The sequence below is a fragment of the Limnohabitans sp. 2KL-1 genome, from assembly GCF_003063435.1.
GTDB lineage: Bacteria > Pseudomonadota > Gammaproteobacteria > Burkholderiales > Burkholderiaceae_C > Limnohabitans_A.
This window is the reverse complement of sequence record NZ_NESL01000005.1, coordinates 76405-99274: the sequence shown is the minus strand read 5'-3', so window position 1 is coordinate 99274 and position 22870 is coordinate 76405. Positions and strand designations below refer to the sequence as shown.

Here is a 22870-nt window from a genome sequence, read left to right as displayed (position 1 = left end):
ATGAGCTGGAGTCAAGACCAAATGGCCGCCCGTGCGGCCCACGAACTGGAAGACGGTTTTTATGTGAACCTGGGCATCGGCATCCCCACGCTGGTGGCCAACTTTGTGCCGGCTGACAAAGAAGTCTGGCTGCAAAGCGAAAACGGCATGCTGGGCATTGGCCCTTTCCCGACCGAAGACGAGGTCGATGCCGACCTGATCAACGCGGGCAAGCAGACGGTGACGACCATCAAGGGCTCGTCGATTTTTGGCAGCGAGCAGTCGTTTGCCATGATCCGTGGCGGCAAGATCAACCTGTCCATCCTGGGCGCGATGCAGGTCAGCGAGAAGGGCGATCTGGCCAACTGGATGATCCCCGGCAAGATGGTCAAGGGCATGGGCGGCGCGATGGACCTGGTGGCGGGCGTCAAGCGCGTGATCATCCTGATGGAGCACGTGGCCAAAAAGAAAGACGGCACCGAAGACCTGAAGATTTTGCCCAGCTGCACACTGCCATTGACCGGCGTGGGCGTGGTGGACCGCATCATCACCGACCTGGCCGTGATGGACGTGACCGACGCGGGCCTCAAAGTGGTGGAGCTGGCACCGGGTGTGACGCCCGAGTTGCTGCAAAGCAAGACAGGCGTGAAACTGATTTTCTGATCAGTTGCCGCGTTCATGACAAAAGGCCCTGCGGGGCCTTTTGTCATGTTGTGACCATTGCACGCTTTGGGGTCGCCCTGTGTGAGGCGCTCACCGGTCGGGCACATACTCGCTTCGCTCGCCAAATCGCCCGATCCGGTGAGCACCCCACACAGGGCTGGTTGGGGCCTGACCGATCCAGGATGGATGCTGTCGGTCTTTGTGGGTTGCGCGCCTTCAGGTCCGAAACTCCGGTGCACCAGCGCCTCTTGAAAATCTCGATTCGCGAAAGTATGGCCGTCGGCCCGTGAAGGCCCGACCTACGGATCACGCATTCAGGCGCTTAACTGCGCCTGCAACTGCGCCACCTGTGCACGCAGCGCCTGGTTTTCTGACGTCAAGGCGGCAACCCGCTCCTGCAAGGCTTGCAGGTCAGTCGGTGTTCCTTCGGCGCTGTCCGATTCGCCAGAGGGCTTGGCGTCTTTCGGCGTTTTGCGGTGGACATCGCGCACACGCTTGGCCGCTTGCTTGAGTTCGTCTTTGCCGCCCAAAGCGGCACTTTTTTGCTCTTCAGCGGGCAAACTGGCCACTGCGGCAGCCGCGTTGATGGAGATGACGCCAGACTTCACTGCCGCCACCAGTTCGGGCGCGGCTTGTTTCTGGATTTTTTCGATGTGCAGCACCTGGCTGTTGCTCAGGCGTGCCACCTTGGCAATGTCGGCGCGGCTTTTAAGTGGGTTGGACTCTGGCACAGCGCCGTTTTGGGCCGTGTGGCCTGGTTCGACGGGCGCGGCGGCGTCCGCCGAAGCGGTCGCGGCGATGGTTTGCGCGCGCCGCTCGGCCAGAATTTCTCTCTTGCGCAAGGCCAGCACGCCGCGCTGGAAGTCGGACACGCTGCGCCGTCCCAAGTGCTGGTCAATCATCCACAGGTGCACATCTTCCATGGATTGGAAACGCGTGTTTTGCACCGTCTGAAAGGGCAGGCCATGTTTTTGGCAAATGCCATAGCGGTTGTGCCCGTCCACCAGCACATCGCCCCACAGCACCAGGGCGTCGCGGCAGCCCTCGGCCAGGATGCTGCGCTCCAGCGCCGCGTGTTCGTCGGGGGTGAGTGGGTCGATGTAGGCTTTGAGGTCTTCGTTGACGGTGATGTTCATGGATGGGGCGGGGTAGAAATGCCGAAGGCCCCTTGCGGGGCCTTCATGAAACTAGAAACAAAATTTGGAGCGGGCGAAGGGAATCGAACCCTCGTTATTTGCTTGGGAAGCAAAAGTCCTACCATTAAACGACGCCCGCGAAGCCCTGTAGTTTACTTCAGGATATCGCCCATGCAGAGGTATTTGATCTCGACATAGTCATCGATGCCGTGGTGCGAGCCTTCGCGGCCCAGGCCGGACTGTTTGACGCCGCCAAAAGGCACATGCTCAGTGGCCAAAATGCCCACGTTGATGCCGACCATGCCGTATTCCAGCGCCTCGCTGACCCGGAAAATGCGGCCGACGTCGCGGCTGTAAAAGTAGCTGGCCAGGCCAAACTCGGTGTTGTTGGCGGCGTCGATGGCTTCTTGCTCGGTCTTGAACTTGAAGACGGGCGCAAACGGGCCGAAGGTCTCTTCTTTGGCGCACAGCATGTCCGGGGTCGCGTCTGCCACCACCGTGGGTTCAAAGAACTGGCCCGAGCCCATGCCGATCAAGCGCTTGCCGCCGACCAACACACGGCCGCCTTTGGCCAGGGCATCGTCTACGTGGCGCTGCACTTTGGTCAGCGCCGCTTCCTCGATCAGGGGGCCCTGGTTCACGCCGTCTTCAAAGCCATTGCCCACTTTGGCGGTCTGCACTTTGGCCGCAAATTTGCGGACGAACTCGTCGTACACACCTTCTTGCACATAAAAGCGGTTGGAGCACACGCAGGTCTGACCGGCATTGCGGTATTTGCTGGCAAAAGCGCCTTCGACGGCGCTGTCGATGTCGGCGTCTTCAAACACGATGAAGGGGGCGTTGCCGCCCAACTCCAGCGACATTTTTTTCACGGTGGGGGCCGATTGCGCCATCAGGATGCGGCCGACCTCGGTGGAGCCGGTGAAGCTGATGTGGCGCACCACATCTGAGGCGCACAGCACTTTGCCCACCGCGATCGAGTTGTCGCTGTCGGCGGTGACCATGTTCAGCACGCCTGCTGGAATGCCCGCACGGATGGCCAGCTCGGCAGCAGCCAGGGCGGTGAGCGGCGTCAGCTCAGCGGGTTTGATGATCACGGGGCAGCCTGCGGCCAAAGCCGGTGCCACTTTGCGGGTGATCATGGCCAATGGAAAGTTCCAGGGCGTGATGGCCGCGCACACGCCAATGGGCTGCTTGAGTACCAGCAAGCGGCGGTTGTTGTCGAACTGGGGCAGGGTCTCGCCGTTGATGCGCTTGGCTTCTTCTGCAAACCACTCGACAAAGCTGGCACCGTAGGCCACTTCGCCTTTGGCTTCGGGCAGGGGCTTGCCTTGCTCAGCGGTCATGATGCGGCCCAGATCGTCCTGGTTGGCCATGAGCAAGTCGTACCACTTGCGCAAAATGATGCTTCGCTCTTTGGCGGTTTTGGCTTTCCATGCGGGCCAGGCGGCGTTGGCGGCAGCGATGGCTGCTTCGGCGTCTGCGGGCCCCAGATTGGCCACGCTGGTCAGCACCGCACCAGTGGCCGGGTCAGTGATGTCAAAGCGGCTGCTGCCTGCCACCCATTGGCCGTTGATCAGGGCGTCGGTCTTGAGCAGGCTGGGGTCCTGGAGCTGAGCGAGGGGCGATGTGTGTGCGTTCATGAGGGTGTCTCTGCTTTATTTAACTTGTTAAGTAAATTGTGCCATGCCTTGAAGCTTAACCCAGACACCCAGCTGTTTCTGTCGCAAAGACAACGCGGCCGTGTTGACTTGGGCACCCGCCCGCAGGGCCACCGCCGAGGTGGTCGGGCGCAAACTTATAATGGCCGGTTGCACTAGAAAGCAGTCAAGACCATGAGCCAACCCACTTTTTCCGTTGCCGACATCCGCAAGACCTTCCTGGACTTTTTCGAGTCCAAGGGCCACACCGTGGTGGCGTCCAGCCCCTTGGTGCCGGGCAATGACCCGACCCTGATGTTCACCAACTCGGGCATGGTCCAGTTCAAGGACGTGTTTTTGGGGTCGGACAAGCGCTCTTATGTGCGCGCCGCGTCCGTGCAGGCTTGCTTGCGTGCGGGTGGCAAGCACAATGACCTGGAAAACGTGGGCTACACCGCCCGCCACCACACCTTTTTCGAGATGCTGGGCAACTGGTCGTTTGGCGACTATTTCAAGCGCGAGTCGCTGCAATGGGCCTGGGAGCTGTTGACCGAGGTCTACAAACTGCCCGCCGACAAGCTCTACGCCACGGTCTATATGGAAGACGACGAGGCCTATGGCATTTGGGAGGGCATTTTTGTCAAAGCCGGTTGGACGCCTGAGCGCATCAAGGTAGAAAACCGCATCATCCGCATCGGCGACAACAAGGGCGGCCGCTACAAGTCCGACAACTTCTGGATGATGGCCGACACGGGCCCTTGCGGCCCTTGCTCCGAAATCTTTTACGACCACGGCGCGCACATCCCCGGCGGCCCACCCGGCAGCCCCGATGAAGACGGCGACCGTTTCATCGAAATCTGGAACAACGTGTTCATGCAGTTCAACATGGACGAGACCGGTGCCGTCACGCCGCTGCCCGCGCCTTGTGTGGACACGGGCATGGGCCTGGAGCGCTTGGCGGCCATCTTGCAGCACGTTCACAGCAACTACGAAATCGACATTTTTGACGCGCTGATCAAGGCCGCGTCGCGCGAAACCGGCTGCACCGATCTGAACAACAAGTCGCTGCGCGTGATCGCCGACCACATCCGTGCCACCGCGTTCTTGGTGAGTGACGGCGTGGTGCCCAGCAACGAAGGCCGAGGCTACGTGCAGCGCCGCATCGTGCGCCGCGCCATTCGCCATGGTTATTTGCTGGGCCAAAAAACCCCGTTCTTCCACAAGCTGGTGCCCGACTTGGTCAAGCTCATGGGCGCGGCTTACCCCAACATGGCCGATCAGGCCGACCGCATTGCCGACATCTTGCGCATTGAAGAAGAGCGCTTCTTCGAGACCCTGCAAAGCGGCATGCAGATTCTTGAGAGTGAAATTGCCTTTCTTGAAGGTAAACACCACCGCCATAGTCCTAATTCTTTATTGACAATAGATTCATCACCGGGGTCTGCTTTTGTCAAACTTTCTGGACAACTGGCCTTCAAACTGCATGACACCTACGGCTTCCCGCTCGACCTGTCGGCCGATGTGTGCCGTGAGCGTGGCCTGAGCGTGGACGAAGCCGGTTTCGCCACCGCCATGGAAAAGCAAAAAGCCCAGGCCCGCGCTGCTGGCAAGTTCAAGATGGACAAGGCGCTGGATTACACCGGCGAAGGCAACGACTTTGTGGGCTACGACGACCTGACGGCCAACGCCAAAGTGCTGGCTTTGTATGCTGACGGCAACGCCGTGACCGAGCTGAAAGCTGGCCAATCAGGCGTGGTGGTGTTGGACACGACCCCGTTCTACGCCGAGTCGGGCGGCCAAGTGGGCGACCAGGGCATGATCCACAACGCGGGCGGCCAGTTCAATGTGGCCGACACCCTCAAGATCAAGGCCGATGTGTTTGGCCACCATGGCGAAATCAAATCCGGCAGCCTGAAAGTGGGCGACATGGTGCAAGCCCATGTGGACTTGGGCCTGCGCGCCGCCACCGTGCGCAACCACTCCGCCACTCACCTGATGCACAAAGCTCTGCGCGAAGTGCTGGGCAGCCACGTGCAGCAAAAGGGCAGCTTGGTCAATGCCGAGCGCACGCGTTTTGACTTTGCGCACAACGCGCCCGTGACCGACGCGGAAATCCGCGAGATCGAAGCCAAGGTCAATGCTGAAATTTTGGCCAACGCCGCGGCGCAGGCCCGCGTGATGGACATCGAAAGCGCCCAAAAGACGGGTGCGATGATGTTGTTTGGCGAGAAGTATGGCGAGACCGTGCGTGTTTTGGACATTGGTTCCAGCCGCGAGTTGTGCGGCGGCACCCACGTCAAAGCGACGGGCGACATTGGTTTGTTCAAGATCGTCAGCGAAGGCGGCGTGGCCGCTGGCGTGCGCCGCATCGAGGCCGTCACCGGCGCGAATGCTTTGGCTTATCTGCAGTCGCTCGAAGACACTGTGACGCAAGCCGCAGGCGCGCTCAAGGCCCAACCTGCCGAGCTGAACAACCGCATCGCCCAGGTGCTGGACCAGGTCAAGGCGCTCGAAAAAGAACTGGCTGCCGCCAAAGGCAAGCTCGCTTCGGCCCAGGGTGACGAGTTGATGACCCAGGCCGTAGACGTCAAGGGCATCAAGCTCTTGGTGGCCAAGCTCGAAGGCGCCGACGCCAAGACCTTGCGCGACACCGTGGAGAAGCTCAAAGACAAGATGAAAACGGCTGTGATCGTCTTGACCGCTGTGGACGGTGAGAAGGTGCAGATCGTCGCTGGCGTGACTGCCGACACCGTGGGCAAAGTCAAAGCCGGTGAGCTGGCCAACTTTGTGGCGGGTCAGGTGGGCGGCAAAGGCGGCGGCAAGCCCGACGTGGCCATGGCCGGAGGCACCAACGCCGCGGCTTTGCCGGCCGCGATGGCCAGCGTGCAAGCCTGGGTGGCTGAGCGGGTTTGAGCATCTAGCAACAGCGCTTCTGCGGCATGGCTGGACCAAGGTTCAGTTGATGACCCGGTGGCGGTGTGGCGGTTCAGAAGATGGACTCCGGGACAAGCGCGGGGAGACAAAGTCTTCGTGGCAAGGGTGACAAAGCCCTCAAGCTTGGCTGTCAAAACGCTCAGGTCAGGGGTGACAAAAAATTTGGGGGCAACCCCAGTCCTGCCAAAGCCTGTCTCACAGCAGCAGTTGCTGGCGGCTTTCAAACACACGGTCTTGGCCCGTGAGCGGGTCGGTGAACTGCACCGAGTGGGCCAGCAGCTGCAAGGGCTGCTGAAAGTTTTCGGGCTCATTCGGCCCCCGCAGCACGGTGGGGTAAAACTGGTCCCCCTCAATCGGAATGCCCATGGCCATCATGTGCACCCGCAACTGATGGCGTTTGCCTGAGACCGGCTCCAGCTGGTACAGCGCACGGTCACCCTGGGTGCGCAGCAGGGCAATGCGGGTTTCGCTGTTGGGCTCACCTGGCACTTCGCGCATCTTGAAAAAATACACCGGGTCTTCGGCCAGTCGGCTGGTGTGCACACGGGGCAGGGCCAGCTCGGGGCGTTGCTGGGCCACGGCGTGGTAAGTCTTGTGAATGGTGTGGTCGCGAAACAGGGCGTGGTAGGCATCGCGTTCGTGCAGGCGCTTGCCAAACAGCACCAGCCCAGCCGTTTCGCGGTCAATGCGGTGCAGGGGGACCAGGTCGGCATAACCGGTCAGTCGCTTGAGTTGCACCAGCAGGCATTGCTGCACATAGGGGCCAGACGGCGTCACGGGCATGAAATGAGGCTTGTCGGCCACCAGCAGATGATCGTCTTCGAACACCACCGCCGCTTGCCTGGGCAGTTGCGGCTCGTCGGCCACGTTGCGGTAATAAAAAAAGCGCTGCCCGGCCAGGCACGGTTGATCGGCTTGGGCGCATTGCCCGCTTTCTTGCAGCACCAGACCTTGGCGCAGACGCTCGGCCCATTCGCTGCGCGAGATGCCGGGCATGCGCTGTGCCAAAAAGTCGAGCAGATTGGGCCAATGGCCCGCCGGAACGGCCACCACGCTGGCGCTCACGCCCTCGCGCATGGGCATTTGGGCCACGCGTCCCGAGCGAGTCATGTCAGACCCGGCGGAACACCAAGTCCCACACGCCGTGGCCCAGTTTCAGGCCTCGGTTTTCAAACTTGGTGAGCGGCCGGTAGTCGGGCTTGGCGGCAAAACCGTCGGCTGCATCGCTGGTGTTGACGAGCAAGGCCTCGGCGCGGAGCACTGCCATCATTTGCTCGGAATAGGGCTGCCAATCGGTGGCCAGGTGCAGGTAGCCGCCGGGCTTGATGTGCCGGGCCAGGCGCTGGATGAAGGGCGACTGGATCAGGCGGCGCTTGTGGTGGCGGCTTTTGTGCCAAGGGTCCGGAAAGAAGATGTGCACGCCGTCCAGACTGTTCTCGCCCAGCATGTTGTCCATCACCTCGATCGCGTCGTGTTGCACGATGCGGATGTTGGCGATGCTTTCTTCACCGCATCGCTTGAGCAGGGCACCCACACCGGGCTCATGCACCTCACAGCACAAAAAGTTGTCATCCGGACGCACCTGCGCGATTTTGGCGGTGGCGTCCCCCATGCCAAAGCCGATTTCCAGAATCAGGGGGGCGCTGCGCCCAAAGCTGGCCTGCACGTCCAGGCGTTCGGCGCTGTAAGGCACGAGGAATTTCGGGCCGAACTGCTCAAACGCCCGCGTTTGGCCTGGTCCCATGCGCCCGGCCCGCAGCACATAGGTCTTGATGGTGCGCATGAAGGGGGCGTCGGTGGCTTCAGGGGCGTCGGATACCGGGGTGGTCGAGGTGTCTTCGGGCGTCGTCATGGGTGTGCAGGGTGTGTGTGCGAAGCCTGCGATTATCGCGGGTCCGGCTGTGGCTTGAAGCGGGTTCAGACCGAAGTGAAGGGATTGACCAGTTTCACCCCGGCCAGCACTTCGCCGGTGCCCATGTCTTCGGTGATCAACACCGAGCACCCCGCAATGTGGGCGCTGGCCACGATCAGGGCGTTCCAGTAGCTCAGGGCATGTTTTTGGTGAAGATCCAAGGCCATGTCAATGGTGTCAGGGGTCACGGCAGCCAAGTCCAGCTGCCGGTAGCAATGCAGTTGCTCGCGGATGTGCGTGTGGGACAGGCCCAGCTTGCGCAGGCCGACCTGGATGTACTCGTTCAAGACCTGGGTGGACAGCACGCCCAGCCGTTCAAAGCGCAAGTGGCGCAGCAGGTCGATGGCGATGCGCTGCTTGCGGGGCTCGTCGGTGCTGTCTGCATAGACCAGCACGTTGGTGTCGATGAAGCAGCGGGCCTTGGGCAGGGCCAGCAGTTGGCCCCAAGGCGGTGTGGGCTCAGCCGCGATCATGCAGGGCGTCCCGGTCAAATTTCCAGCCCTGCAAGCGACCGCCGCCGCTCAGGCAGCGCTGCTCCCAGGCTTGCCATTCGGCGGTTTGACGTTCCTGCCCTGCCAGTTGTTCCAGGTAGTCGCGCACGGCCTGGTTCAGGCTTTTGCCCATTTTTCGGGCGGCTTCACGGGCAGATTCTGCGATGCGTTCGTCAACCGACAAAGTGATGTTCATGGTGGACCTCCCTCAGGGTGCATGGTGGGTGTGCAACATCAAACTGCACTTTCGCACATATTATGTGCGAATTGGGGCTTTGGCGCAAATGAATGCCCTCATGGGGGAGACTTGGCCCTCAGCTGCTCGGTCCAAAGCGCCAAGGCTTGCGCAGTGTTGAGGTGCGTGTGCACCGCAGCCAGCCCAAGCACCTGCGCCGCAGTGTTCAGTGCGGCCAAGACGGCTTGTGGGGTTTGCAAATCCAGCGCCATGGCGCCGTTTTGTTTGCTCAGCTTTTCTCCATTGGCACCCATCACCAGGGGGGTGTGCAGGTACTGGGGTGTGGGCAGGCCCAAGGCGCGTTGCAGCAGGATTTGCCGCGCTGTGTTGTCGGCCAGATCCTGACCGCGCACCACATGGGTGACGCCTTGTGCCGCGTCGTCCACCACAACGGCCAGCTGGTAAGCCCACAGGCCATCGGCGCGGCGCAGCACAAAGTCACCCACTTCCTGACTCACGTTTTGCTGTTGCGGCCCAAGGCGTCGGTCGCGCCAATGCGTGATGGCAGGCAGGCCCAGTGCGGCTTGAACGGCCTGCACATTGAGTCGCCAGGCGCGGGCGGGTTTGCCGTTCAGGCCATTTCGGCAGGTGCCGGGGTAAATGGCGGCGCTGTGCCGGGCCACAGCTTGGGCCGATTCAATCTCTTTGCGCGAGCAGCCGCAGGGGTAGGCCCAGCCTTGGTCCACCAGGGTTTGCAAGGCGGCAGCGTAGTGCGCGCCGCGCTGGCTTTGCCACAGCACGGGTCCATCGGGCAGCAGGCCACAGATGGCCAGTTGCTGCAAGATGGCCTGATCGATGCCCGGTATGCAGCGTGGTGTGTCCACGTCTTCAATGCGCACGAGCCACTGGCCGCCCCACTGGCCGCCGTTTGTGCGGGCATCCAGCCAGCTGGCCAGCGCCGCGACCAGCGAGCCGGCATGCAAAAGGCCGGTTGGCGAGGGCGCAAACCGGCCTGTGTAGCCCACGACCATGCTGAATCAGCGTTTTTTGAGCACCGCCAAAGCCAGCTCCAGGCCTGAGACAAAAGCGTCTTCAACCCGGTGGCCCAGGCACCAGTCGCCGCACAGGCCAATGCCCTGGTCCTTGAACCACAGGTGGCTTTCGCCCAGTGGCTGCGCGGTTTTGGCGTACAGCCAACGGTGCACCTCGGCATGGGCAGGTGTGACGCGGATGCCGGTGATCTCGGCAAAGGCCTTGATCAGCTTGCCGGTGATGCGCTCGGGGGTGTCATTGACGTGCTCGGCAGACCACGGGGCGCTGGCCTGCACGGTCCAGCGCTCAATGCGTTCACGTCCGGGCTTGGACGACTCGCGGGCCATCCAGGCGATGCGGTGGTGTGTGCTGCGGGCCGCGTTCCACTGCGGGCCCAGCGTAATGAGGCCCGGTTGCACGGCTTGCGGGTAGGCCAGCATCAAGGTCCAGCAGGGGTCGACGCGCACATGGTTCAAAAGTTCGGCCTGCGCACTCAGGGCCGAAGCACTCAACAGCGTTGCGGCTTGGGCGGGCGGGATGGCCAATATGACTTTGTCAAAACCGGCGTAAATGTGCTGACCGCCGTCTTCGCTTTCGGTGTGCAATTGCCAGCCGTTTTTCTTCAAGGGATCGGCCGTGATCTGTGTCACGCGGGTTTGCAGCTGCACATTGCCGTCTTCCACCAGGGGCGCAGCCCAGGCTTTGACCAGACCGTTCATGCCAGGGGTGGCCACCCAGTGACGCTCGCCGCCGGGCAGGCCGGCTTCGATCACGCGGCCATTTGGGTCGAGCACGCGCACGGCATTGGCGCTCCAGGGTTTGCACACGCCCGGGGCAGTGCCAATGGCCAGCTCAAAACGGGGATCGCGCACGGTGAAGTACTGCGCACCGTGGTCAAAGCTGCCAAACGCGCTGGCGCGTGTGGCCATGCGGCCTCCCAAGCCTCGGCTTTTCTCGAAGAGCGTGACGTTGTGTCCGGCTTGGCGCAAGGTGCGTGCGCAAGTGACGCCGGCCATGCCGACGCCGATGATGGCGATGTGTTGTGTGCTCATGGATTCACTTTAGCCGAGAAACACCCCCTTCGGCAGCCCGGGTGGGTTATCCCCGATGCCTATTTGTGCAGCCTCGCTCACACGCTGTGCATGGGTTGCAGCAGCGCTTGCCGCGTGGGGGGGCGCTCCAGCTGAGCCAACCACCACCGCAGGGCTTGTCCAGCGGGCGCTTGCGGACTGTCGCGCCAGGCGTAATGGCAGGTGCTGTTGCGCGGGTGAATGACTTGTTTGTTCACCAACATACCGCTGTCGATGTAGGGCCTGGCCAGTGATTCGGGCAAAAATCCGCCACCCAGGCCGCGCAGCTGGGCTTCCAGCTTGCTTTGCATGTCGGGCACGGTGAACACGTCTTGCCCGCCTTGCAGGCCGATGGTCAGGCCCGTACCCCGGCTGACCGAATCGGCCACGGCCACGGCGCGGTGTTGGGCCAATGTGGCATCGCTCAGCGGCTCGGGGGCCTGTGCCAGCGGGTGGTGCGAGGCCACGGCATACACAAACGGAAGGGGCCCCCCATGATGACGTGGCGGATGTCGGACGACAGGCCGGGCACCGGCACCACGCCCAGCGCCAGATCGGCCTGGCCCGAGGTGAGGGCGGCCAGCGTGCCCGAGAGGGTTTCGTAGCGCAGCCGCAGCCGGGTGGGCGCGCCCAGCGCCAGAAAGCTGGCACACAAGTCCATCACCACGCTGCGCGAGACGATGCTGTCCACCGCCACGGTGAACACGGCCTCCCAGCCGGTGGCCACGCGGCGCACCCGGTTGGCCACGGCATCCATGTCGTCGAGCAAGCGGCTGGCTTCGCGCAGCAGTTCCTGGCCTGCGGCCGTGGGGCGGGCCTGGCGTGCGCTGCGGTCAAACAACAGCACATCGAGCGCGTCTTCGAGCTGGCGCACCCGGTAGGTCAGCGCGCTGGGCACCAGATTCAAAGCGCGGGCGGCGGCGGCAAAGCTGCCTTTTTGGTCAATGGTTTGCAGCATGAGCAGGGTTTCGGGCGTCAGCCAGTCGCGTGGGGTTTGCATGGTAGGCCTCATATCATTCAATCATTTTGAATGATGACAGCAAATGAGGGCAACGATGCGAACCAGGGTGATGGTTAAAGTTCAGCCATGGTTTGTGGCCTGTGCCGCCAACCGCTGACAAGGAGAAAACCATGCTCACCCTGCGCAAATCTGCCGAACGCGGCTATGCCGACCACGGCTGGCTGAAGTCGTTTCACAGCTTTTCTTTTGCCAATTATTTCGATCAGGCCCACATGGGATGGGGCAATCTGCGGGTCATCAACGAAGACCGCATCGCACCGGGCACCGGTTTTGGCACGCACGGTCACCGCGACATGGAAATCATCAGCTATGTGCTGTCGGGCAATTTGGCCCACCAGGACAGCATGGGCAATGTCAAGGGCATTCCCCCCGGCGATGTGCAACGCATGAGCGCGGGCAGCGGGGTGCGCCACAGCGAGTTCAACCACGCGCAAGGTCAAGAAACCCACTTTTTGCAAATATGGATCGAGCCCAATGTGACCGGCATTGACCCCGGTTACGAGCAAAAAACCGTGCCGCAAAGCGCTAAGCGCGGTCAGTTGGCCCTGGTGGCAGCGCCCGAAGCGGCACCTGATGGGGCAGCGCACACCGTCACAATCCACGCCGACGCCCGCATTTATGCCGGTTTGCTGGATGGCGCTGAAACTGCCACCCTGGCCCTGAACCCCGAGCGCAAGGCGTATGTGTTTCTGGTGCGCGGTGCTTTGCAGGTCAACGGCCAAACCCTCGCAGCGGGCGATGCGGCCATGTTGCAAGCCGAAACCGCTCTGACGCTGGCGCACGGGCAAGATGCCGAAGTGCTGGTGTTTGACCTGGCGGCCTGATGCTCATGGCCGGGGCGTTCGACGTTTTTTGTGATTCTCGCGACAGCGGGAACCTCTTTTTTCCCTCAACCTTCTGACTTTTTTCAAGGAGCTTTCTCATGGCTAAAACTGTTGTTGTTTTCCATTCCGGCTACGGCCACACCCAGCGCGTGGCCCAGTTCGTGGCACAAGGCGCAAATGCCCAATCTGTCACCATCGACGCTGACGGTAACATCACCGAGGCCGATTGGGCAGCGCTGGACGCCGCCGACGCCATCATCTTTGGCTCGCCCACTTACATGGGCATGGCTTCGTGGCAGTTCAAGAAGTTTGCCGATGCCACCTCCAAGCGCTGGTTCACCAGCGCCTGGAAAGACAAGGTTGCAGGCGGTTTCACCATTTCGGCCAGCCCCAGCGGCGACAAGTTGTCGACCATTCAGTACTTCATCACCTTGGCCATGCAAAACGGCATGATCTGGGTGGGGCAGCCCGCCATGAACGACGGCACCATCAACCGCATCGGCTCCAACTCCGGCCTGATGGCCCAGGTTGGACCGACCAGCCCGGCCGAAGACATCCCTCAGGGCGACCTGGACACCGCCAAAGCCTACGGTGAGCGCGTGGCCGCTGTGGCTGCCAAGCTGCGCGGCTGATTTTGATGGGGGTGGGCCCCACGCCCATCTTCAGCCAGGACGATGGCCAGCGTCCTGGCTTTTTTCATTGGGATTTGTCTGCGTTCAACCGAGGCAGGCACTCCACTTGCTAGGATCGGGGCATGAAAATCATCACCATGCTGCCTTGGGCCGATTGGCTGGCGCTTGTTTCTTTTTTTGCCATGTGGGTGGGTTACGCTTGGTTGGCCAAAGTGCGCGGCCTGCGAGACCAAAGCCTGATCGCCACCACCAACCGCTACCGCCAACTGTGGATGATGCAGGCCACGGCCCGTGATCCACGCATGCTGGACGGGTTGATCACGCAAAACCTGTCGCAAACGCCGGCGTTTTTTTCTTCAACCAGCATCATCATCATCGGCGGTTTGTTTGCCCTGTTGGGGACCACCGACAAGGCGGCCGAACTGGTGCGTGAGATCCCGTTCGCGCAGCCTACGCCCATGCTGGTGTTTGAGTTCAAAATTCTGGTGCTGGTGGGCATCTTCGTGTATGCCTTCTTCCGCTTTTCCTGGTCCATGCGCCAATACACCTTTGTCGCCTTGGTCATCGGCGCGATGCCCCCGCCTCAGGAATTCACCGATCAGCGGTTTGACCGGCAGCACTTCGCAGAGCGTGCCGGTAACCTGGTGAGCGCTGCGGCGGAGACCTTCAACGATGGTTTGCGGGCGTATTACTTTTCGTTTGCTGCCATGGCTTGGTTCTTTTCTCCCTTGGCTTTGCTGCTGGGCACGGCCTTGGTGGTGCTGATCCTGTATGGGCGCGAGTTTCGCTCGGATGTGTTGCAGGTGCTGCGCGACTGACAGGCTGCCCGGGCCCCGCAGCCATGGGGCACCAGCAGCACCTGGCGGGCCGAAAGCGGTGCTTCAAATCGCGGCCTGAGCGTCAAAACACCCGCCCATTGGACGGTTTCAGTCCCTCTCGCCTTCTACAATGGGGCCATGTTCGTTCACCTTCGCCTCCATACCGAATTCTCCGTTGTTGACTCCACTTGCCGCATTGACGAGGTGGTTAAAACCGCTGCCAAAAATGGTCAACCCGCATTGGCGGTCACGGATCTCAACAACCTGTTTGGCGCGGTGAAGTTTTACAAAGAAGGCCGAGGCAAAGGCGTCAAGCCTATTTTGGGCGCTGAAATCAATCTGGAAGGTCTGGGCGGCGACGTCGGGGTCATGAGCCGTGTCAGCCTTTTGGTGCAAAGCCACCAAGGTTATCTGAACATTTGCGAGTTGCTGGCCAGGGCCTGGACGAAAAACGTGTCCAAAGGCGTCGCCGTCGTCAAACTCGCCTGGCTCAAAGAGCTTTCCGAGGGCTTGATTTTGTTGTCGGGTGCCCAGGCCGGTCCGGTTGGGCAGGCCATCGTTCAGGGCGACAAGGACAAAGCCGCCGATGTAGCCCTGCAGTTGGGCTCGATTTTTCCGCACCGTTTCTATCTCGAGCTGCAACGCGCAGGCCGTCCGGAAGACGAGCCGCAGGTGGCTGGCGCGGTGGCACTGGCCGCGCGTTTGCATTTACCGGTGGTGGCCACGCATCCGGTGCAGTTCCTGACGCCCGACGACTATGAAGCACACGAAGCCCGCGTCTGCATTTCCGAAGGCGAAATCCTGGCCAATCCGCGCCGGGTGCGCCGCTTCAGCCGTGAGCAGTATTTCAAGTCGGCCGAGCAGATGTGCGCGCTGTTTGCCGATGTGCCCAGTGCCATTGCCAACACCCTGGAAATCGCCAAACGCTGCAACCTGACCCTGGTGCTGGGCAAGCCGCAGCTGCCCAATTTCCCGATCCCGCCGGTCAATGGCGTGGTGATGTCGGTAGACGACTATTTCCGGCACGTCTCGTTTGAAGGCCTGGAGGTGCGCCTGGCGCACCTGTACCCCGATGTGGCCAAACGCGATGTCGAGCGCCCGCGCTATGTGGAGCGCCTGGAGTTTGAGCTGGGCACCATTTTGAAAATGGGTTTCCCGGGCTACTTCCTGATCGTGGGTGACTTCATCCAGTGGGCCAAGGCCAATGGCTGCCCGGTCGGGCCGGGACGGGGTTCGGGTGCCGGCTCGCTGGTGGCCTACGCGCTCAAAATCACCGACCTGGACCCGCTGCAATACAGCCTGCTGTTCGAGCGTTTTTTGAACCCCGAGCGGGTGTCGATGCCCGACTTCGATATCGACTTTTGCCAGGGCAACCGCGACCGGGTGATCGATTATGTGAAGGACAAATACGGCCGCGACGCGGTCAGCCAGATCGCCACCTTCGGCACCATGGCCGCGCGTGCGGCCATCCGTGACGTGGGCCGTGTGCTGGACATGAGCTACATGTTTTGCGACGGCATCAGCAAGCTGATCCCCAACAAGCCGGGCATGTCGGTCACGCTGCAATACCCGCCGGCCACGCCCAAAGAGGGCGACAAAAACAACTACGCGATCGCCATGGAGCCGATCCTGGCCGAGCGCATCGAGCGCGAAGAGGATGTGAAGACCCTGATCGAGCTGGCGCAAAAGCTCGAAGGCATGACGCGCAACATCGGCATGCACGCCGGGGGCGTGTTGATCGCGCCGGGGAAGCTGACCGACTTTTGCCCGCTTTACCAGCAGCCGGGCAGTGAATCGGCAGTCAGCCAGTACGACAAGGACGACGTGGAGGCCGCAGGCCTGGTGAAGTTCGACTTCTTGGGCCTGGCCACGCTGACGATTCTGGAGATCGCCCGCGAATTCATCATGAAGCGGCACAAAGGCCAGGAGAACTTCGCCTTTGAAAACATCCCGCTGGACGACACGCCGACTTACAAGTTGTTTTCGGACGGCAAGACCGAGGCCGTGTTCCAGTTTGAAAGCCGTGGCATGCAGGGCATGCTGCGCGACGCCCGCCCGAGCCGCCTGGAAGACCTGATCGCGCTGAACGCGCTGTACCGCCCGGGGCCTATGGACCTGATCCCCAGCTTTGTGGCGCGCAAGCACGGGCGCGAAGAGGTGGAATACCCGCACCCTGCGGTGGCCGAGATGCTGTCGGAGACCTACGGCATCATGGTTTACCAAGAGCAGGTGATGCAGACGGCGCAGATTCTGGGCGGCTACTCGCTCGGTGGTGCCGACTTGCTGCGCCGTGCCATGGGCAAGAAAAAGGCCGAAGAGATGGCCGAGCACCGCGAGAAGTTCCGCGCAGGCGCTTTGGCCACCCACGGCATCCCGCAGGACAAGGCCGACGAGGTCTTTGACCTGATGGAAAAATTTGCGGGTTACGGCTTCAACAAGTCGCACGCTGCGGCTTACTCTTTGCTGGCGTACCACACCGGCTGGCTCAAGGTGCACTACACCGCCGAGTTCTTTTGCGCCAACATGACGGTGGAAATGGACGACACCGACAAGCTCAAGGTGCTTTATGAAGACGCCTTGAAGTTCGGCATCCGTTTTGATCCGCCGGATGTGAACCGGGGCACCCACCGCTTTGAGCCGGTGACCGACAAGATCATTCGTTATGGCTTGGGGGCCGTCAAGGGCACGGGCCAGCAGGCGATCGAGGCGATCGTGGCAGCCCGCAACGAAGGGGGCCCTTTCACCAGCCTGTTTGATTTCGCCGTGCGCGTGGACCGCACCCGCATCAACAAACGCACGGTGGACGCGCTCATCAAGGCCGGGGCTTTTGACTCGCTGCACATGAACCGCGCCGCCTTGTCAGCCAGCATCGACAAGGCCTTTGAATTTGCCGCAGCCACCGTGGCCAATGCCAACCAAGGGGGCCTGTTTGACATGCTGGGCGACGACTCGCACGGCTCCAGCACGCAAGAGCCCGATCTGGTGGAGGTCATGCCTTGGGGCATCAAAGAACGCTTGCTGCTGGAAAAAACCGCTGTGGGCTTCTTCCTGTCTGGCCATTTGTTTGACGCGGTGGAGCGAGAAGTGCGCCAGTTTGCGCGCCGCAAAATCGACGACCTGATCGACAGCCGCGAGCCGCAGCTGATGGCGGGCATCGTGAGCGACTTGCGCATCATCAACGGCCAACGTGGCAAGGTCGCGATTTTCAAGCTCGACGACAAATCGGGCGTGATGGAAGCCACCGCCGACGAAGCCCTGATCAACTCGGCCAAGCATTTGCTGAAAGACGACGAACTGATCATTGTCACGGCCAAGATGCAGGCCGACCGTTTCTCGGGCGGTTTCCGCTTGAAGATGGAACAAATCATGGACTTGGGCGCTGCCCGGTGCCGTTATGGCAAGTACCTGCGCGTGGCGGTGAACGGCCGCGCGCCCGACATTGCCCGCATCGTCAAGGAGTTCCCTGCGCAACGCGAGCAGACGGAGCAAGGTGATCTGGTGCGCGGCTTGCCCGTGCGCTTGGTGCTGGAGCGGCGCACCGAGGCGCTGGCTGCCCGCGCCGAGTTGGCGCTGGGCGAGGCCGCACAGTTCTTCCCCTCGGACGCGGCCCTGGCCAGCTGGATGGCACAGGCCGATCAGGGGCAGGCTCGTATCGTCTACGAGTGATGCCGACCCAGCCGCTCAGACCACTTGCCTTTGGTGCGTCAGCCCCTCCAGACCCCATGGTCTGAGGCGGCTTTTCAGGGGGGGCTCCATTCAGTCCAGTGGCCTGAAGCCCAACACAATCAAGGGCGGTACTCGGCCATCGGTGTCCTTGGGCAGGATTTCGGTTTTGTCTATGGCGCGCAGAACCGCATCGTCCCAGGTTTTGTTACCGCTCGATTGAACGATGCGCCGACTCTGGATAGTGCCGTCCGGGGCGACCCGTACCTCCACCTCTGCACGGACATTGCCCACCACGTCACCGGGGTAGGTGATGTTGGGCTTGATGCGGCCAATCAGGCGGCCTGCATAGCTGGCCGATGGGCCTGATGATTTAAGTGCAGCACCGCTGGCGTTGGGGCCGCCAGACGCCCCGGCCATGCCTTGCATCCGCTGCAGGTTTTCCTTGCGCAGGGCGTCGGCCTGGGCATCGTCGGCTTTGGCCTGGGCTGCTTTTTGACTTTGTTCCTGCTTGCGCTTTTTTTCGTCCAGCTCAGCCTTGGCTTTTTCGGTGGCTTTTTTCTTCTCAAGCGCTTTTTCGGCCAGTTCTTTTTTCTCTTTGGCCGCAGCTTGCTTGTCGGCTTTTTCCTGAGCTTCTTTTTTCTGCTTTTCGAGTGCCTTGCGTTGGAGTTCTGCCGCTTTTTGCTCTTCTTTTTTCTTGTCTTGCTGCTTTTTCTTTTCGAGTGCGATTTGGGCGTCAAGACGCTCTTGCGCCAGATCGGGTGCAGGCGGTGGCGGTGGGGTGGGTTTGACAGGTTTGACTGGTTTGGGTTCAGGTGCCGGTTGCGGTTCGGGCTGCGGCACCGGTGGCGGTTCTTGTCGCCTTGGGGCTGCGGCTTGCGGGATGGCCGACCACAGCTCGGCTTCGGCTTGCACGGTCTGCGGTTGTGTTTTCCAGGCCGTGGCCAAGCCCAAAGCCATGAACAGCACCAAGTGCGCGAGGCCCGCAATCAGCCAGGCACGCTGCTGCCCCGGCGGGGCTGGCGGGGCAAACTCCAGATGCGGGGCTGACTTGGCGTTCAAACCCGATCCTTCAGGGAGCCAGCTGAACCGACAGGCCCACACGGGCAATGCCTGAACGTTGCAGGCTGTCCATGACCTTGACCACGGTTTCGTATTTCACACTTCGGTCGGCACTGATGACCACGGCGGTGTTGGCCTGCTCACCCACCAGACGCTTGACGCTGGCGGCCACGGTGCTCAGGCTGGCACGATCGGTTTTGCCCTCGCTCACCAGCTCCAGCCGCTCGTCCTTCTGAATCACCACTTGAACGACTTTGTCGGGCTGTTTGGCCGCCTTGCCCACGCTGGGCAGGTCGACCATGCTGGGGGTGATCATGGGGGCGGTGACCATGAAAATGATCAACAGCACCAGCATCACGTCGATGAAGGGCACCATGTTGATTTCGGCGATGGTGCGCCGACCGCGTCCCCGAGATGAAGTGGCAGGCATAGAGCGCTCCTTCAATGGCCCGAGGCGGAGCCGCTGGCGGCACCCGTTGCGCCCAGGCTGCGCTGCAAGATGTTGGAGAACTCTTCAATGAAGGTCTCCAGCTTGATGGCGATGCGGTCCACATCGTGCGAAAACCGGTTGTAGGCGAGCACCGCAGGGATGGCTGCAAACAGGCCAATGGCGGTGGCCACCAGCGCTTCGGCAATGCCGGGGGCCACGGTGGCCAGGGTCACTTGCTGCAAGCTGGCGAGGCCCGTGAAGGCGTGCATGATGCCCCACACGGTGCCAAACAAACCCACATAGGGCGAGATGGAGCCGACCGAGGCCAGGAAGGCCAGTTGCGATTCGGCCACGTCCATTTCACGCTGGAAGCTGGCGCGCATGGCACGGCGTGCGCCGTCGAGCAGGGTGCCGGCATCGCTGATGCGGCGTTCGCGCAGTTTTTGGTACTCGCGCATGCCGCTGGCAAAAATGCGTTCCATGGGGCCGGAGATTTTGGCGTTCTGGCTGGCCGCGTTGAACAGCTCGTTGAGGCTGGTGCCGGACCAAAATACCCGCTCAAACTCATCGTTCAGATTTTTGATGCGCTTGATGGCACCGAGTTTGCGCACGATGGCGGCCCAGCTGGCCACCGAGATGCCCAGCAAAATGAGCACCACCAGCTGGACCACAAAGCTGGCGTGCAGCAGCAGCGAGATGATGGACATGTCTTGGTTCATTTCAGGGCTTCCAGAACGGCGACCGGAATGCGGCCGGGTTTCAATGTGGTGCTGTTGACCCAGCCCAGGCGGATGGTGCCTTCGGCCAGCAGTCGGTCGGTTGTTGGGGTTTGGCCCGCTGTGCGCAGGTAGGCACGCTGGGCAATGGTCAGGCTGGCTTTGCCGCCGCTTTGCAGCTCGGCGGTCACGACCAGCGTGTCGTCCAGGCGGGCAGGGGAGTGGTATTTGACGGCGGTTTCACTCACCACAAACATGCCGCCCGATTCGTCGCGCAACGCCTGCTGCCCAAAGCCGAGAGTCCGCAACCATTCGGTGCGGGCCCGCTCAAAGAACTTGAGGTAGTTGGCATAAAACACGATGCCGCCCGCGTCGGTGTCTTCCCAATAGATGCGGATGGGGTGTTCAAAAATGCTGGGGCTCAGGTTGCTGCTGTTCATGGCTGCAACCAGGCTTTCAGGCGGGCGATGGCGGTTTGCAGCTCGGCCATCGAGTTGGCGGTGGAAAAGCGCACAAAGCGGGCCGTCTGGTCGGTGCCAAAGTCGCGTCCGGGCGTGATGGCCACATGGGCGTGTTCCAGCGCGGCAAAGGCAAAGTCCCAGCTGTCTTTGAGGCCCAGCTTTTGGCAGGCGGCGCTGCAGTCGGCCCAGGCGTAAAACGCGCCATCCGGGGCCACGGGCACGTTCAGGCCCAGCGCGTTCAGGGCCGGGATGAAGTAGTCGCGCCGGGCTTTGAACTCGGCGCGGCGGCGTTCGTATTCGGCCAGGCTATCGGGTTCAAAGCAGGCCAGTGCCGCCTGTTGCGCCACGGTGCTGGCGCAAATGAACAGGTTTTGTGCCAGGCGCTCCAGCACGGGTGTGAGTTGCTCGGGCACCACCAGCCAGCCCAGGCGCCAGCCGGTCATGTTGAAGTATTTGCTGAAGCTGTTGATGCTGATGACATCGTCACCCAAAGCCAAGGCGCTTTGGCCGAACTGGTCGTCGTGGCTCAGGCCCAGGTAGATTTCGTCGATCAGGGTAATGCCGCCACGGCTGCGCACAACGTCAAGAATGCGGGCCAGCTCGGCCGGATCAATCGATGTGCCCGTGGGGTTGGAGGGCGAAGCCAGCAAAACGCCACGGGTTTTGGCGCCCCAGGCTGCGGCCACTTTGGCGGCGCTCAATTGAAAACGCTCTTCGGCCGTGGTCGGCACCAGCACGGCAGTGCCTTCTGCCGCGCTCACAAAGTGCCGGTTGCAGGGGTAGCTCGGGTCGGGCATGAGGATTTCATCGCCCCGGTCGATGAGCGCAAGACAAGCCAGTTGCAGCGCCGCCGATGCACCCGCCGTGACCACAATGCGGCTGGCAGGCACTTGCACGCCAAAGCGCTGCGCGTACCAGCCGCTGATGGCTTGGCGCAGGGCGTCCAGGCCCAGCGCGGGGGTGTATTGGGTTTGGCCGGATGCGATGATGGCCTGCGCGGCTTGTTGCACCCGGGGCGGGGCGGTGAAGTCGGGTTCGCCGATGTTCAAAAACACCACGGGTCGGTCGGTGTGCGCGACCTGGCGGGCTTTTTGCGAAGCGGCTTTGGCCACTTCCATGACCCAAAATGGCTCGATGCGCTCGGCGCGCTCTGAGATGCGCATGGCGCTCAACACACCTTCATTTGGCGCGACCGGACTGGCGGTCGGCTTGCACTTCGGCGCTGCGCAGCTCGGGGGCCAGGCCACCCAGTACGGCGTTCACATACTTGTGGCCGTCGGTGCCGCCAAAGTCCTTGGCCAGCTCGATGCACTCGTTCAGCACCACGCGCCACGGCACGTCCAGGCAGTGTTGCATTTCATAAACGCCGATCCACATGATGGCCCGCTCAATGGGCGAAATTTCGGCAAAGCTGCGGTCGAGTTTGGGTCCAATCAAGGCGTCCAGCGCCTGCGCTTGTTCGGTGCAGCCGTAGAGCAGGGCGTCGTAATGGGCCGAGTCGGCTTTGTGAAAGCCCGATAAATCACGGGTGAAGACATCGATGTCTGACGCTTCATTGCGCCCCACGATGTGCTGGTACAGCGCTTGCAAGGCAAATTCGCGCGAGCGGCTGCGGGCGGGTTTTGCCGATGATTTGCGCGTACCGGCTGCTGCAGGCTTGGCACTCTCGGTGGATGAGCCCGTTGTGCTGGATTCGTCGGTCATCACGCAGTCTCTTCGTCATCGAGTTCGTCGGCCAGCTCGGCCATGTCTGCGGCCAGGTCGTCCATGATGCAGGCCATCTCAACCGCCACACGCGCAGCGTCGCGGCCTTTTTCGGTCTGGCGCACGATGGCTTGCTCCAGGTTTTCTGTGGTCAAAATCGCATTGGCGATCGGCAGGTTGTAGTCGAGTGCCACGCGGCTCACGCCTGCGCCTGATTCGTTGGCCACCAGCTCGAAGTGGTAGGTTTCGCCACGGATGATGCAGCCCAGCGCGATCAGCGCGTCGTATTCAGCGCGCTCGGCCATGGCTTGCAGGGCCACGGGCACTTCCAGAGCGCCGGGCACCATGACGTGGTCGATGCTGGTCACGCCCAGGGCTTGCAGCTCTTCGATGCAGGCCTTGGCCAGGGCGTTGGTGATGTCTTCGTTGAAGCGGGCTTGCACGATGCCGATGTGCAGAAATTGGCCGTCGAGTTCTTCGGCTTGACCTTTGTTGGCTTCGAGCATG

The 22870-nt window shown here is 61.8% G+C and carries 21 protein-coding genes, 1 tRNA gene and 1 pseudogene; 6 read left to right on the top strand and 17 right to left on the bottom strand.

All coding sequences use genetic code 11. The features are described from left to right. A complete protein-coding gene (locus B9Z47_RS12365) occupies positions 1-642 on the top strand; it encodes a CoA transferase subunit B (protein WP_108331547.1) in 642 nt (213 codons plus the stop codon). A 314-nt stretch (positions 643-956) separates the two neighbouring features. On the opposite strand, the gene B9Z47_RS12360 is transcribed toward B9Z47_RS12365, so the two are convergent. The 3 genes from B9Z47_RS12360 to B9Z47_RS12350 all read right to left on the bottom strand — a co-directional run bounded on the left by B9Z47_RS12360 (position 957) and on the right by B9Z47_RS12350 (position 3421). Further along, positions 957-1778, bottom strand: coding sequence for a plasmid replication/partition related protein (locus B9Z47_RS12360; RefSeq protein ID WP_108331546.1), 822 nt, complete (start codon positions 1776-1778; stop codon positions 957-959). 65 nt (positions 1779-1843) lie between these two features. After that, a tRNA-Gly gene (locus tag B9Z47_RS12355) sits at positions 1844-1917 on the bottom strand. A gap of 13 nt (positions 1918-1930) precedes the next feature. After that, a complete protein-coding gene (locus B9Z47_RS12350; RefSeq protein ID WP_108331545.1) occupies positions 1931-3421 on the bottom strand; it encodes an NAD-dependent succinate-semialdehyde dehydrogenase in 1491 nt (496 codons plus the stop codon). A gap of 192 nt (positions 3422-3613) precedes the next feature. Here B9Z47_RS12350 and alaS point away from each other — a divergent pair, with 192 nt between their 5' ends. Continuing rightward, positions 3614-6331, top strand: coding sequence for an alanine--tRNA ligase (gene alaS, locus B9Z47_RS12345; RefSeq protein WP_108331544.1), 2718 nt, complete (start codon positions 3614-3616; stop codon positions 6329-6331). Between the two features lie 216 nt (positions 6332-6547). Here the strand turns inward: alaS and B9Z47_RS12340 are convergent, their stop codons facing one another. The 7 genes and pseudogenes from B9Z47_RS12340 to B9Z47_RS12310 all read right to left on the bottom strand — a co-directional run bounded on the left by B9Z47_RS12340 (position 6548) and on the right by B9Z47_RS12310 (position 12032). Further along, complete coding sequence (locus B9Z47_RS12340; RefSeq protein WP_108331543.1) at positions 6548-7462, bottom strand: pseudouridine synthase; 915 nt, start codon at positions 7460-7462, stop codon at positions 6548-6550. A 1-nt stretch (position 7463) separates the two neighbouring features. Next, on the bottom strand, positions 7464-8204 hold the full coding sequence (trmB, locus tag B9Z47_RS12335) for a tRNA (guanosine(46)-N7)-methyltransferase TrmB (protein WP_108331542.1): 741 nt from the start codon (positions 8202-8204) through the stop codon (positions 7464-7466). 65 nt (positions 8205-8269) lie between these two features. Continuing rightward, positions 8270-8737, bottom strand: coding sequence for a PIN domain-containing protein (locus tag B9Z47_RS12330; RefSeq protein ID WP_108331541.1), 468 nt, complete (start codon positions 8735-8737; stop codon positions 8270-8272). Next, positions 8724-8951 (bottom strand): DUF6364 family protein, encoded by a 228-nt coding sequence (locus tag B9Z47_RS12325; RefSeq protein WP_108331540.1) that lies wholly within the window; start codon positions 8949-8951, stop codon positions 8724-8726. The genes B9Z47_RS12330 and B9Z47_RS12325 overlap by 14 nt, the downstream gene beginning before the upstream one ends. Before the next feature lie 98 nt (positions 8952-9049). Then, positions 9050-9961: a tRNA glutamyl-Q(34) synthetase GluQRS gene (gluQRS, locus tag B9Z47_RS12320; RefSeq protein ID WP_199226386.1), complete on the bottom strand. Its 912-nt coding sequence runs from the start codon at positions 9959-9961 to the stop codon at positions 9050-9052. Positions 9962-9967: 6 nt separating this feature from the next. Next, the gene (locus tag B9Z47_RS12315; RefSeq protein WP_108331539.1) at positions 9968-11014 is read right to left on the bottom strand and encodes an NAD(P)/FAD-dependent oxidoreductase; all 1047 of its coding nucleotides are present in this window, start codon (positions 11012-11014) and stop codon (positions 9968-9970) included. 77 nt (positions 11015-11091) lie between these two features. Next, positions 11092-12032, bottom strand: a pseudogene (locus B9Z47_RS12310) (LysR family transcriptional regulator). A gap of 131 nt (positions 12033-12163) precedes the next feature. Here B9Z47_RS12310 and B9Z47_RS12305 point away from each other — a divergent pair. From B9Z47_RS12305 to dnaE, 4 genes are all read left to right on the top strand, one after another. Continuing rightward, complete coding sequence (locus B9Z47_RS12305) at positions 12164-12877, top strand: pirin family protein (protein ID WP_108331623.1); 714 nt, start codon at positions 12164-12166, stop codon at positions 12875-12877. A gap of 98 nt (positions 12878-12975) precedes the next feature. Next, complete coding sequence (locus B9Z47_RS12300; RefSeq protein WP_108331538.1) at positions 12976-13509, top strand: flavodoxin family protein; 534 nt, start codon at positions 12976-12978, stop codon at positions 13507-13509. Between the two features lie 122 nt (positions 13510-13631). Next, the gene (locus B9Z47_RS12295; protein ID WP_108331537.1) at positions 13632-14327 is read left to right on the top strand and encodes a DUF599 domain-containing protein; all 696 of its coding nucleotides are present in this window, start codon (positions 13632-13634) and stop codon (positions 14325-14327) included. A gap of 138 nt (positions 14328-14465) precedes the next feature. Continuing rightward, positions 14466-17993, top strand: coding sequence for a DNA polymerase III subunit alpha (dnaE, locus tag B9Z47_RS12290; RefSeq protein ID WP_108331536.1), 3528 nt, complete (start codon positions 14466-14468; stop codon positions 17991-17993). Between the two features lie 90 nt (positions 17994-18083). Here dnaE and tolA read toward each other — a convergent pair whose 3' ends face one another. From tolA to ribH, 7 genes are read right to left on the bottom strand one after another with little or no spacing between them, the layout of a single operon-like run. Then, positions 18084-19052, bottom strand: a complete 969-nt coding sequence (gene tolA, locus B9Z47_RS12285) for a cell envelope integrity protein TolA (protein ID WP_108331535.1) — start codon at positions 19050-19052, stop codon at positions 18084-18086. A gap of 10 nt (positions 19053-19062) precedes the next feature. Continuing rightward, a complete protein-coding gene (locus B9Z47_RS12280) occupies positions 19063-19482 on the bottom strand; it encodes a biopolymer transporter ExbD (RefSeq protein WP_108331534.1) in 420 nt (139 codons plus the stop codon). A gap of 11 nt (positions 19483-19493) precedes the next feature. Continuing rightward, entirely contained in the window at positions 19494-20201 is a 708-nt protein-coding gene (gene tolQ, locus B9Z47_RS12275) for a protein TolQ (protein WP_108331533.1), read from the bottom strand. Beyond that, on the bottom strand, positions 20198-20638 hold the full coding sequence (locus B9Z47_RS12270; RefSeq protein WP_108331532.1) for a YbgC/FadM family acyl-CoA thioesterase: 441 nt from the start codon (positions 20636-20638) through the stop codon (positions 20198-20200). Before B9Z47_RS12270 ends, tolQ begins: the two co-directional genes overlap by 4 nt. Further along, on the bottom strand, positions 20635-21822 hold the full coding sequence (locus B9Z47_RS12265; RefSeq protein ID WP_108331531.1) for a pyridoxal phosphate-dependent aminotransferase: 1188 nt from the start codon (positions 21820-21822) through the stop codon (positions 20635-20637). The genes B9Z47_RS12270 and B9Z47_RS12265 overlap by 4 nt, the downstream gene beginning before the upstream one ends. Before the next feature lie 16 nt (positions 21823-21838). Beyond that, a complete protein-coding gene (gene nusB / locus B9Z47_RS12260) occupies positions 21839-22363 on the bottom strand; it encodes a transcription antitermination factor NusB (RefSeq protein WP_108331530.1) in 525 nt (174 codons plus the stop codon). Continuing rightward, positions 22363-22869: a 6,7-dimethyl-8-ribityllumazine synthase gene (gene ribH, locus B9Z47_RS12255; RefSeq protein WP_108331529.1), complete on the bottom strand. Its 507-nt coding sequence runs from the start codon at positions 22867-22869 to the stop codon at positions 22363-22365. Before ribH ends, nusB begins: the two co-directional genes overlap by 1 nt. Position 22870: the final 1 nt, after the last annotated feature.

Excerpts from the sequence above, each read along its gene's own strand:
- B9Z47_RS12295 (WP_108331537.1), top strand. The coding sequence starts at position 13,632 with ATGAAAATCATCACCATGCTGCCTTGGGCCGATTGGCTGGCGCTTGTT.
- B9Z47_RS12360 (WP_108331546.1), bottom strand. The coding sequence starts at position 1,778 with ATGAACATCACCGTCAACGAAGACCTCAAAGCCTACATCGACCCACTC.
- trmB (WP_108331542.1), bottom strand. The coding sequence starts at position 8,204 with ATGACGACGCCCGAAGACACCTCGACCACCCCGGTATCCGACGCCCCT.
- B9Z47_RS12325 (WP_108331540.1), bottom strand. The coding sequence starts at position 8,951 with ATGAACATCACTTTGTCGGTTGACGAACGCATCGCAGAATCTGCCCGT.
- B9Z47_RS12300 (WP_108331538.1), top strand. The coding sequence starts at position 12,976 with ATGGCTAAAACTGTTGTTGTTTTCCATTCCGGCTACGGCCACACCCAG.
- B9Z47_RS12365 (WP_108331547.1), top strand. The coding sequence starts at position 1 with ATGAGCTGGAGTCAAGACCAAATGGCCGCCCGTGCGGCCCACGAACTG.
- B9Z47_RS12330 (WP_108331541.1), bottom strand. The coding sequence starts at position 8,737 with ATGATCGCGGCTGAGCCCACACCGCCTTGGGGCCAACTGCTGGCCCTG.
- B9Z47_RS12270 (WP_108331532.1), bottom strand. The coding sequence starts at position 20,638 with ATGAACAGCAGCAACCTGAGCCCCAGCATTTTTGAACACCCCATCCGC.
- alaS (WP_108331544.1), top strand. The coding sequence starts at position 3,614 with ATGAGCCAACCCACTTTTTCCGTTGCCGACATCCGCAAGACCTTCCTG.
- B9Z47_RS12280 (WP_108331534.1), bottom strand. The coding sequence starts at position 19,482 with ATGCCTGCCACTTCATCTCGGGGACGCGGTCGGCGCACCATCGCCGAA.
- B9Z47_RS12350 (WP_108331545.1), bottom strand. The coding sequence starts at position 3,421 with ATGAACGCACACACATCGCCCCTCGCTCAGCTCCAGGACCCCAGCCTG.
- dnaE (WP_108331536.1), top strand. The coding sequence starts at position 14,466 with ATGTTCGTTCACCTTCGCCTCCATACCGAATTCTCCGTTGTTGACTCC.
- B9Z47_RS12340 (WP_108331543.1), bottom strand. The coding sequence starts at position 7,462 with ATGACTCGCTCGGGACGCGTGGCCCAAATGCCCATGCGCGAGGGCGTG.
- tolQ (WP_108331533.1), bottom strand. The coding sequence starts at position 20,201 with ATGAACCAAGACATGTCCATCATCTCGCTGCTGCTGCACGCCAGCTTT.
- B9Z47_RS12265 (WP_108331531.1), bottom strand. The coding sequence starts at position 21,822 with ATGCGCATCTCAGAGCGCGCCGAGCGCATCGAGCCATTTTGGGTCATG.
- B9Z47_RS12305 (WP_108331623.1), top strand. The coding sequence starts at position 12,164 with ATGCTCACCCTGCGCAAATCTGCCGAACGCGGCTATGCCGACCACGGC.
- nusB (WP_108331530.1), bottom strand. The coding sequence starts at position 22,363 with ATGACCGACGAATCCAGCACAACGGGCTCATCCACCGAGAGTGCCAAG.
- ribH (WP_108331529.1), bottom strand. The coding sequence starts at position 22,869 with ATGCTCGAAGCCAACAAAGGTCAAGCCGAAGAACTCGACGGCCAATTT.
- B9Z47_RS12315 (WP_108331539.1), bottom strand. The coding sequence starts at position 11,014 with ATGAGCACACAACACATCGCCATCATCGGCGTCGGCATGGCCGGCGTC.
- gluQRS (WP_199226386.1), bottom strand. The coding sequence starts at position 9,961 with ATGGTCGTGGGCTACACAGGCCGGTTTGCGCCCTCGCCAACCGGCCTT.